Below are 9674 nucleotides of genomic sequence, written 5' to 3' on the forward strand. Positions count from 1 at the left end.
TCCTATCCCTCCTTTATAAAGAGTACTTAATATTATATCACTCCCCTTTGTACTATACACCCTAGAAACATAAAAAATCGGAAATAAAAAGTACCCAAATGTATTATCTGGGTACTAACTTTTTCTTTTTAATTATGGAAAGTAGCTTTTAAAAGGATACTACTAAGAACCTTTCTCTTTATTAATATAGTTATTATAAAGACATTTATTATTTCACTTTATTTTCCTCTTTCTTTATGTTGCAAACCTTATTTAAAAATAAAAAAGAGTTTTAAGATACACTTAAAACTCTTAACACTCTTAAACTATCTTCTTTGTTGTTCTTTTTTAGCTCTTCTACAAGATACGCATCTTGTTGGCTCGTTGTCGAATCCTTTTTCCTTGTAGAATTCTTGTTCTCCTACTGTAAATACGAATTCGTTTCCGCAATCTCTACATACTATTGTCTTATCTGTCATAAATATTTCCTCCTAGAATTAAAGATTTTAAATTGATAATAACCTCTAATTTACGAGAAATTATTTACCTAAATGAAACCTATTTTTTGTTAGCTTTTCGCTACCAATTCATATTAACATATTATAAAATTAATTGCAAGACTTTTTTCTTATTTTTAACTTTTATTTTTGACGAATTTTTGAGGAATTAGATAAAAACCTTTTATTTAGGAGCTTGCACCAATGTTGCAGGATTTCTACTTTGTATCCAAAGTTCACCTGGTCCTTGGAATTTACATACAAGACCTTCTCCACCAGCTATTGAACTTAATACTCCTGACATAAACTCTACATTATATTTCATTCTACTGTCCCAAAGTACCATATGATTACTATCTACTATATATGTTTCTCCTGGCTGTAGTTCTTTTTTAAGTATTGCTCCATAGGAACTAATAACTAAGGTTCCTACTCCTGAGGCTTGCATTTGAATTAAACCTTCTCCTGAGAACATTCCCCCTATCCCACCTGATTTAGTATTTATTTCTATCCCTGAAGTTGATGCTAGAAATGTAGATCTACCAAGTCTATAGGCAATACTTCCATCCATTTCTACTAATTGAATATCTCCTAAGAATTGAGGTGCTAAAAGCAGTTCCCCATCATCTTTAGCTCTAAACTTCTGAATAAACATTCCTTCACCAGAAAACATTCTTCCTAAAGTTTTTCCTAGTCCTCCAGTTTTAGCCTTTACATCAAATACTGGACTCATTGAAACCATAGCACCAGATTCTACTGTGTACTCTTCTCCCCTAGTTGCATTAATTTTCAGCACTTTATTACTGTCACTACATAATAATTCGAAGTTATTTCCCATTATTACTCTTCCTCCTTACATTTTATATATTTTTATTTAAAACTATTCATTAAATCCATTATATAGTCCCTTAATATCTAAATTTACCTTTTTAGCAATTATATTTATAACCATCTCTTCTAAAGCAGAAAGACTCGCTATAAAACATATAATTAATATACTCATATTAAATCCTAATAGTATATAGAATAGAGGTAATAGAAATAGAGGCACTTAAATGTTTCATAATTCTCTTCATTCTTTATCTTATTAAATGACTCGTAATTAAAAGTATTATCATAATAATTAATTATTGTACTTAATGCAGTTCCATGAGTTCCTATAACTATATTTCCCTTATGACTTTCGCTTAAAATATTCAGTAGTGATTTAATATTCCTATCTTGTACTTCCTTTAAACACTCACCATCTTCTAGTTTAAAAAGGAAATCACTCCATTGCTTCTTAGTAAATCCATTAAAATCTTCTATCCATTCATTACATATCTTTCTTTCTCTTAAATCTTCAACTACTTCAACATCTAAATTCATTATAGAAGAAAGATTACTTATTGTATCAACTGCTCTTTTATATGGACTAGAATATATTTTAGTTATATCTTTAGATTTTAAATATTTAGATACCTTTATGCTATCTTTTATTCCTTCCTCAGTTAAAGGTCTTAATAATTCATCTTTTATAGAAAAGTCTGGTGTAGCATGTCTTACAAAATAAACATTATTCATAAATCTTTATTAATCCTTCTTACTTTCAAAATTTATAGTACTCTTAATTTCCTAATCTAAAGCTCTATTAAAATCTTAGTCTCTTCTTGAGTTTCTAAATTCTTTTCTTTATATATAAGTTTTATTTCTGACGCATCATCAGGCAATGGAGGTGTTACTATAAATCGATGATATTTATGACCATCTCCACCTGATCCACTATCCATTCTACAATTATATTTTTCAGAAATATAAATTTCAGGATGAACATTCAAATAATCCTCTTCACTACTAAAATTCCATTCAATACTTATATTTATAACGCTAGCATTACTATATTGTTGCATACTAGTTACTGATAAAATCTTATTATCTTTCTCAACAGAACTTAAAATAGAAATATTTTTTCTAAATTCTTCTGGCTCAATTATTGGAATATACTCATTTTCATGATAAATCATAGAAAATATAGAAGATAATAAGTCTTCATAAATATCATACTTTTTAGCCCAGTTATTTATATACTCCATCTTAGGAAATCCAGGATTATTATCTGATACCTTCTTACGCTTATCTATTAACTCACATATTTGCTCATCTATATTTTTAATTTCCTCATTATAATCATTAGTTGGTGGAGTAAATTTCATTCTTCTCATAACGCACCTCACTTAAACTTTTACTTATTTTATCCCATGGCTCCCCTTGCTAATACTCATCTCTTCTCAAAGTGAAGCTAAGCACTGCTCCTAGCCTGGATTAGTTCTTCTAAGAATCACTTTATCAATGTTCCTTGATGGAAAACCATCTTCCATTTGTCATCTATTAGCTTCCATATTGAACTGCGAATAGAACTTTTTGTAGCATTATCCTCTTTATATATTTTATCCACTTTATATGTTGCTAAAGCATATCCTTCTGTTAATTCAGCACAAGTAAAATTCATAATATTAAAGGATACATTTTCTTCAAAAAAAGTATCATTAGGATTATATTTATAAATTTCTCCTGAACTGCAAAACTCAATAAAATCCTCTGACAATAACTCTTTTAACTTATCAGCTGATTTTCTAACTATTGGGTCTAATAGTTGCTTCTCTAAATTTAATATTGTCTCTTCCATTAGTCTATCTCCCTTTATAATATAATCTTCTAATTACTACTATCTAATTAGCTTTTATATTATTTTTATCTAATTTAACTTCATTTTCATTTCTATTAAAAAATTTTGCTAAGCACTTTTTTAACCTTATTTCTATCCTAAACTTTATTATTTACAGTTATATTCTCTACTTTTATAGACTTATTAATATAATTCTCATTCTTACATTGATTTAATTTTTCTTAAAATAAGTTTCTGTACCATTGTTAACAATATACGAATCTTTTGGTGCTTGATTTAAAATTAAAAGTATATTAAAACAATCTACAGAGGAACCTATAGCATTAATTACACATAAAGCAATTGTGAATCCATTTAAAAGCCCCAATAATTTCAAGATAAAAGGTAATACAATTGATAACAAAATAAATGGCATAATAGAAATAATAATATATCTACTTTTCTTAATTATTTCTGTAGTGTAGACAAATGAAAATACTACATTAATCCCCCAATATACTTTATCTGATTCAATCCATTCGGTATAAAACTTGCATGGATAAACTCATGAATTATCATGAATAATATAAAAATACCAATATATAATAATGAAAACAAATCTAACTTAATACTAATACTAAAGGTATCTCCATTTATAATATTCTTTATATCTGGGTACAAATATAGTGAAATTGTAATGGCTATTATTGCATTAATAATCATTAGTGGAAATGAAAATAGAATTGTTTTACTTATACTAGAGGGTTCTTTAAGTCTTGTCCATCCGTCTAAAATTAACTTTTCACTAATTTTCTTATCTGTAGAAGGTAAGTTTTTTATATATTTCATTTATAGTAATCCTTTCTAGACATTAATCTCTTTATACCTAATTAATATATCCCTTATTACTCTTAATGTAGTTTATATTTCTAATAACAAACCTTATAAATAATATAAGTGATATTACAGTAACTATTACTCCTACTATGAAATAATATTTAATATCAGCATTACTAATAGTTTCTGTTTGCTCATTTAAAGTTCCCATAAAATATGAAAATGAAAGCATTATTCCAGCAATGAAATTATTGATAAAGTGAAGAGTCATAGATGCCAAAATATTTTCATACTTCCTATATAACAAACAACAAGCAACACCAAAGACAGCAGCTCCAGCTATTCCAAAAATATCATGACCAATTGCAAATATTATAGATGATATAATTGCAGAGACAAAAAAGTTGAACTTCTTTGATAATCTTACAAATAAAATTCTTCTAAATACTATTTCTTCTAACAAAGGAGCAAGTATAACAATTGAAACTAAGAATAAAATAAGTTGAATTAAATTACTTGGATTACCAGTTGTATCATTTGCAATAGATACTGCTCTTTTTAAATCTATACTCGCCATAAAGGCTGTACTTAAGTAAGAAAGGCCAATTGATAATAAAATTTGAGTTATTACTACTTCTATCATTTCCTTTAAATTAAATTTATGCCTATAATCATTGTATCTTTCTAACATTAGACCAATATTTATCTTCCCAGACTTAACTAAGACTACAAGTATTGATAAAGGTACTAAAAATCCAAAAGTTGTATCACTTAAATCTGATTTGATATTAAGCAACTCTAATATAATAGTTAAAATTAATATAAATACAAAAGGCGTAAGAAACCATATTAATAAAGCCTTCCAAATTTTAATTTCCTTCATAATTATGTATTACTCCTTAAGATTATTCTTTTCTCGCAAATGCAATACAATTATATACTAAATACCCATATAATAACATAACAATTTCATAATATATAAAAATAACTGTATAATATTGATACAAAATCATTATTTATACAGTCATTTAACTTCATTATTTATAAACAGAATTTACTTTCTTAATAAATATTTTAAAATAAAGCTTTAAATTTATAAACTTACTTTTAATGCTCTTTCTTTCAGGGCTTTAACTTTTAAATCCCTAACTTTCAATAATATTTACGTTTCTTTTAAAGGAATAATATGTTCCTGCAAAATAGCATATATATACGATAATCATCAAAGTAATTCCAAATGCCACACTTAAAATGCTACGCTCCTAGATTTATTCTTCCACCTTTTTACATTTCTAACTTCCAGTACTCTCATATCTACTCATTCCTATAAGCCAAATTCTATAAGCAACAAACATAGACCCAATAGCTACAACAATAGTTAATAAAATTCCACTAACAAAGTTTCCCTTACCTAAAAAATAAGCACTTGGGAAATATCCTGTAAAAGCAAAAGGTATTATAAAAGTTAATATTCCCTTAATCCAGCCAGGATAAATAGTAGTTGGATACTTAACAAAAGTACTTAACTGATATACCATAAAAAGATAGCTTTGAGCAAACTTAACCCAAAATGCTAATGAAGTAACTGCTAGCTTTATTGCTGTATAAATAAAACTTGCAAAAATAATAACTACTATTAATAAAATCACCTTTAAGGCATTAACTTCAATACCAAGTTTTGTCCATGAAATTATTAAAATAATAGTTCCAATAATTATTTCCCCAAATCCATCTGGTTGAAACTTTTCTACTATAACTTGAAATAATGGATTTAATGGCCTTACTAAATATTTATCAAATTTACCTTCTACAATAGTCTGCCAACTAAATATCCAAAGCTGATCTGTAAATACGTGGTCTATCCCTCTTGGTATTTGTGCAAATCCATATATAAATAGTATTTCATAAAAACTCCACCCCTGAAGACTTGGTATAGTATTAAATATTAATCCAATAAAAATAACCCCTACACTTTGTACAAAGAAAAATCCTATAAGTCCTAAAATAAAATCTGCTCTATACTCTATTAAGGTTTTGATATACTGCTGTAAAAACTTTAAATATAACTTAAAATACCTCTTCATATATCCTAACCTCCTAAAATAGTTAAGTTCTTAATTAGAGATTTCCACATGAACTTACTTACTACCATAAGTATAACTATCCAAAATAATTGTAATCCTAAAGCCCACAAAATTTTGCTTCCATTAATCTTACCTAAATAAATCATGGTAGGTGTATATATCGAAGAACTAAAAGGTAAAAGCTTTGTTATTGCCTGCGCCCATCCTGGGAAAAATGCTATTGGAATTAACATTCCTGATAGTAAATTCACTACTGATTGCATTATTTGTGATAAGCCCCACATATTCGTTATCTTAAAGGATATCAATCCAAATATATAACTGTAATAGAAGTTTATAAAAATTCCCATTATAACACTAAGAAGATATATTAATATTCCCCCAAGACTTAGATACCCAAAAAACTTATAAAATAGGAAGGTAGTTATAGAAAATCCTCCTATAAATATGACCATGAAATTATAAAAAACATTCCCTAAGCCTTGAAAAAACATTCTTCTTTCATAATTTAATGGTCTTACTAAATTTATTGCTATAGAACCATCCTTTACTTCTCTTGAAATATCATGACTTATATCTACACTTATCATTATTGAAGTTATAAATGATATAAAAATGTAAATTATCATTTCATTAAAACCAAATCCATTTAAAATATCTCCATCAGCACTTCCATATATGGCTTTCCATAAATAATAAGTTACAGCTAACATAAAGAAATCACCAATCATAAATATAATTACATTAGCCTTATAGGAAATCAGTCTTTGAAATACATTTCTTGTGAAAGGAAGGTAAGGCCTTATCCCCTTAATTTCTCTCATATTAAACCTCATTCCTATACATCTTCTTAATAATATCCTCAATTCCTGTTTCCTTAACTACAAAATCAATAACACTGAAGTCCTTCATAACCCTTCCTATAACATCTGCTGAAGATAATTTATTCTTATTAAAGGTAATATATAATTTCTCCTCTTTAAACTCAATATTAGAATCATCATCTTTTATATCCTTAAATATATTGAAGTTTTCTAAATCTACCTCTTCTTTTACTAGAATTTCAGCTATAGTTAAATAACAATATTTTTCTTTAAATACTTGAAGATCACCATCATATATTTTTCTACCCTTATCAATTATGATTATCCTACTACAAAGCTCCTCAATATCATTTAAATCATGAGTAGTTAATATAATAGTTGTCCCATATTTTTCATTAATCTCTTTTATAGCTTTACGAACCTTCTCCTTTACAACAACATCTAAACCTATTGTTGGCTCGTCTAAGTATATAACCTTAGGATTATGAATAAGTGCTGCTGCTAAATCTGCCCTCATCCTCTGACCTAAAGATAGGGTTCTAACTGGACTTAAAAAGAACTCTTCTAAACCTAATACTTCTTTTAAAAATTCCATTCTCTCTTCAAAATCTTCCTCACTAACTTCATAAATATCCTTTAATAAAGTGAAGGTTTCTGATATAGGAAGATCCCACCACAGCTGAGTCTTTTGTCCAAAGACAACCCCTATATTTTTCGCATTCTCTTCTCTATTTTCATAGGGTATTAATCCATTAACCGTTACTGTCCCACTACTTGGGGTTAAAATTCCAGTCATCATCTTTATAGTTGTTGATTTTCCCGCACCATTTGCACCTATGTATCCAACTATCTCCCCATCATTAATTTCAAAATCAATAGAGTCCACTGCTTTTTTTATAGTGTATTGCGTTGAAAAAAATGACTTAATTGCACCTTTAAACCCTGGATACTTCTTGCTCATCTTAAATTCCTTACTTAAACTTTCTACCCTTATCATATTTGTAGTTCCTTCCATCTATTATTTATTAGAAGTGCTCTATTTTACGATGGATGCATCCTCTTCTATAATAACTCTATAGTATTCAATTTAATCTTTCAATAAAACTACACAATATTAAACTTGAGAAATATAATGGAAAAGCATATGTTTTAAATCATTTTTTTCTATATTATTTCACACTTTCATACTAAATTTACTGATCGAAATTATATTTTTTAGGGTCAAAATATAATAACTACTTCAAGGAATTTTAAAGCATATTAATTTTTATTTCTTCAAAACTTTCTCCTAGAACATTTTCTATTGATTTATATATATCATTAGTATTTTTCATATCATCTAATAGGTTAATTATAAAATTATCCCCACCTTGATCAAGCATATATTTTAGTAGATATTTAGAATATCTATAGTAGTTTGCAGCATTACCCTTGTTAAAATTAGAGTCATCTGTGACGTCTCCAACAGAAGGAACTATATTAAATTCATTTACTTCAGGTCCATAATATACTTCTTCTAGATATGTGGATAAGCCTTCGGTAAACCATTTAGGAAATTCAGTTATACTTCGTGATTCATCTTTTAACTCTAGCTCCAAAGCATAGTGTACATACTCATGAAAAATTACACCTTTATATTCATTAAGTGAATTGGATTTTGATATTGACTGAAGAACTATGTTTCCTGTAAGCTGGTCGAAATAAGCAACAGTATCATTACCAATATAGCTATTTATTTTATTTATCTCATTTACTATAATAATATTCACTTCCGTATCTTTATATTTCCTTAGATATTTTCCAAGTTCATTAGTATTAGCAGAAGATATTACTTCTTTGATAATTTCTATGCTTTCTGAATAATCTCCTACTCCATGATAAATATTTAAGTTATCTTCAGTAATAACATTATAACCCTCTGTAATATTATTACTATTTTGAATAAAGGTATCTTTAACAATTTCTTCTTTTTCTTCATTGCTCTCAGATTGAATTAATGCTAGTTTTTTATCTAATAAATCTTCGCCATCCTTAATACTATTAAAAAGTGTTTTATTAAAGTTATTAACATTAAAAAGTGGGAAAATAAATATTAAACTTGAAAGAATAATAGCACCTGCTGATCTTCCACCAAAATATTTGAAATTAATTCTTTTACTTATAAGTTGATAAATTCCCAAAGAAGCTATTGTAAGGCATATTAGGAATAACACAACTCCCATCCATTCATGGTAGTTCATAAAAAACATAATAAAAATATCTATGATACCTAAGATCGACATAATTATGTATAAACTTATAGTAACAAAAAATTGGATTACTTTTTCTTTCATGATATTACCTCCCTTAATCATAACTAATAATCTATTTATGATAGATATATCGCTATTCTATTTATCTTAATAAACCACTAACTTGCATAATAATACTATCACGAATTAATCATAACATATTTTCCCAAAACCTTGCTGTTCGATTTTAAAAGAACATTTTTGTTAATTACTTACAAATATTTTCATATTACGTAATATTTTAAATTGCGAACTAAAAAATACCGTATATTCTTTTTAAATAGTACGGTATTTTGACTAATTTAATATTTAATTTTATCTTCGTAATAGCTTACGAATTTAATTTTTCTTTAAATCCTACAAAAAGCAAGCATATCCAACCTAAAATCAGGCAAAAACTCGTTATGATTAGAAATGTAAAAACAGTAATAATTAAATTAGGGTCCTCAAAAAAATAATATCTTATTAATAAATTTATGATAACGGAAGCAATACACGCTATAGCAAGCGGTGTTTTG

13 protein-coding genes are annotated in these 9674 nt (G+C 27.2%); all 13 read right to left on the minus strand.

Features of this window, described 5'->3' with window-relative positions; genetic code table 11:
• Positions 1-305: 305 nt before the first annotated feature.
• The 13 genes from E6248_RS09230 to E6248_RS09290 all read right to left on the minus strand — a co-directional run bounded on the left by E6248_RS09230 (position 306) and on the right by E6248_RS09290 (position 9198).
• Entirely contained in the window at positions 306-458 is a 153-nt protein-coding gene (locus E6248_RS09230) for a zinc-ribbon domain-containing protein (RefSeq protein WP_136007855.1), read from the minus strand.
• Between the two features lie 202 nt (positions 459-660).
• The gene (locus E6248_RS09235) at positions 661-1314 is read right to left on the minus strand and encodes a TIGR00266 family protein (RefSeq protein WP_316340530.1); all 654 of its coding nucleotides are present in this window, start codon (positions 1312-1314) and stop codon (positions 661-663) included.
• Positions 1315-1356: 42 nt separating this feature from the next.
• Positions 1357-1479, minus strand: coding sequence for a hypothetical protein (locus E6248_RS09240; protein ID WP_316340531.1), 123 nt, complete (start codon positions 1477-1479; stop codon positions 1357-1359).
• 8 nt (positions 1480-1487) lie between these two features.
• Entirely contained in the window at positions 1488-2039 is a 552-nt protein-coding gene (locus E6248_RS09245; RefSeq protein ID WP_316340532.1) for a histidine phosphatase family protein, read from the minus strand.
• Between the two features lie 56 nt (positions 2040-2095).
• The gene (locus E6248_RS09250) at positions 2096-2677 is read right to left on the minus strand and encodes a hypothetical protein (RefSeq protein ID WP_316340533.1); all 582 of its coding nucleotides are present in this window, start codon (positions 2675-2677) and stop codon (positions 2096-2098) included.
• 116 nt (positions 2678-2793) lie between these two features.
• A complete protein-coding gene (locus E6248_RS09255; RefSeq protein ID WP_316340534.1) occupies positions 2794-3141 on the minus strand; it encodes a DUF4440 domain-containing protein in 348 nt (115 codons plus the stop codon).
• Positions 3142-3352: 211 nt separating this feature from the next.
• Positions 3353-3655, minus strand: coding sequence for a DUF3267 domain-containing protein (locus E6248_RS09260; protein WP_316340541.1), 303 nt, complete (start codon positions 3653-3655; stop codon positions 3353-3355).
• Complete coding sequence (locus E6248_RS09265; RefSeq protein WP_316340535.1) at positions 3619-3969, minus strand: hypothetical protein; 351 nt, start codon at positions 3967-3969, stop codon at positions 3619-3621. Before E6248_RS09265 ends, E6248_RS09260 begins: the two co-directional genes overlap by 37 nt.
• A 37-nt stretch (positions 3970-4006) precedes the next feature.
• Positions 4007-4840 carry a CPBP family intramembrane glutamic endopeptidase gene (locus E6248_RS09270; protein ID WP_316340536.1) on the minus strand — a complete coding sequence of 278 codons (834 nt, stop codon included), beginning with the start codon at positions 4838-4840 and terminating at the stop codon, positions 4007-4009.
• A gap of 409 nt (positions 4841-5249) precedes the next feature.
• Positions 5250-6041, minus strand: coding sequence for an ABC-2 family transporter protein (locus E6248_RS09275; RefSeq protein ID WP_316340537.1), 792 nt, complete (start codon positions 6039-6041; stop codon positions 5250-5252).
• Positions 6042-6046: 5 nt separating this feature from the next.
• Positions 6047-6865, minus strand: coding sequence for an ABC-2 family transporter protein (locus tag E6248_RS09280; RefSeq protein ID WP_316340538.1), 819 nt, complete (start codon positions 6863-6865; stop codon positions 6047-6049).
• A gap of 1 nt (position 6866) precedes the next feature.
• A complete protein-coding gene (locus tag E6248_RS09285) occupies positions 6867-7862 on the minus strand; it encodes an ATP-binding cassette domain-containing protein (protein ID WP_316340539.1) in 996 nt (331 codons plus the stop codon).
• A 253-nt stretch (positions 7863-8115) separates the two neighbouring features.
• Complete coding sequence (locus E6248_RS09290; protein ID WP_316340540.1) at positions 8116-9198, minus strand: hypothetical protein; 1083 nt, start codon at positions 9196-9198, stop codon at positions 8116-8118.
• Between the last annotated feature and the right edge of the window lie 476 nt (positions 9199-9674).

It is taken from the genome of Clostridium sp., assembly GCF_032552055.1.
Taxonomy (GTDB): domain Bacteria; phylum Bacillota; class Clostridia; order Clostridiales; family Clostridiaceae; genus Clostridium.

Excerpts from the sequence above, each read along its gene's own strand:
- E6248_RS09230 (WP_136007855.1), bottom strand. The coding sequence starts at position 458 with ATGACAGATAAGACAATAGTATGTAGAGATTGCGGAAACGAATTCGTA.
- E6248_RS09235 (WP_316340530.1), bottom strand. The coding sequence starts at position 1,314 with ATGGGAAATAACTTCGAATTATTATGTAGTGACAGTAATAAAGTGCTG.
- E6248_RS09240 (WP_316340531.1), bottom strand. The coding sequence starts at position 1,479 with ATGAGTATATTAATTATATGTTTTATAGCGAGTCTTTCTGCTTTAGAA.
- E6248_RS09245 (WP_316340532.1), bottom strand. The coding sequence starts at position 2,039 with ATGAATAATGTTTATTTTGTAAGACATGCTACACCAGACTTTTCTATA.
- E6248_RS09250 (WP_316340533.1), bottom strand. The coding sequence starts at position 2,677 with ATGAGAAGAATGAAATTTACTCCACCAACTAATGATTATAATGAGGAA.
- E6248_RS09255 (WP_316340534.1), bottom strand. The coding sequence starts at position 3,141 with ATGGAAGAGACAATATTAAATTTAGAGAAGCAACTATTAGACCCAATA.
- E6248_RS09265 (WP_316340535.1), bottom strand. The coding sequence starts at position 3,969 with ATGAAATATATAAAAAACTTACCTTCTACAGATAAGAAAATTAGTGAA.
- E6248_RS09270 (WP_316340536.1), bottom strand. The coding sequence starts at position 4,840 with ATGAAGGAAATTAAAATTTGGAAGGCTTTATTAATATGGTTTCTTACG.
- E6248_RS09275 (WP_316340537.1), bottom strand. The coding sequence starts at position 6,041 with ATGAAGAGGTATTTTAAGTTATATTTAAAGTTTTTACAGCAGTATATC.
- E6248_RS09280 (WP_316340538.1), bottom strand. The coding sequence starts at position 6,865 with ATGAGAGAAATTAAGGGGATAAGGCCTTACCTTCCTTTCACAAGAAAT.
- E6248_RS09285 (WP_316340539.1), bottom strand. The coding sequence starts at position 7,862 with ATGATAAGGGTAGAAAGTTTAAGTAAGGAATTTAAGATGAGCAAGAAG.
- E6248_RS09290 (WP_316340540.1), bottom strand. The coding sequence starts at position 9,198 with ATGAAAGAAAAAGTAATCCAATTTTTTGTTACTATAAGTTTATACATA.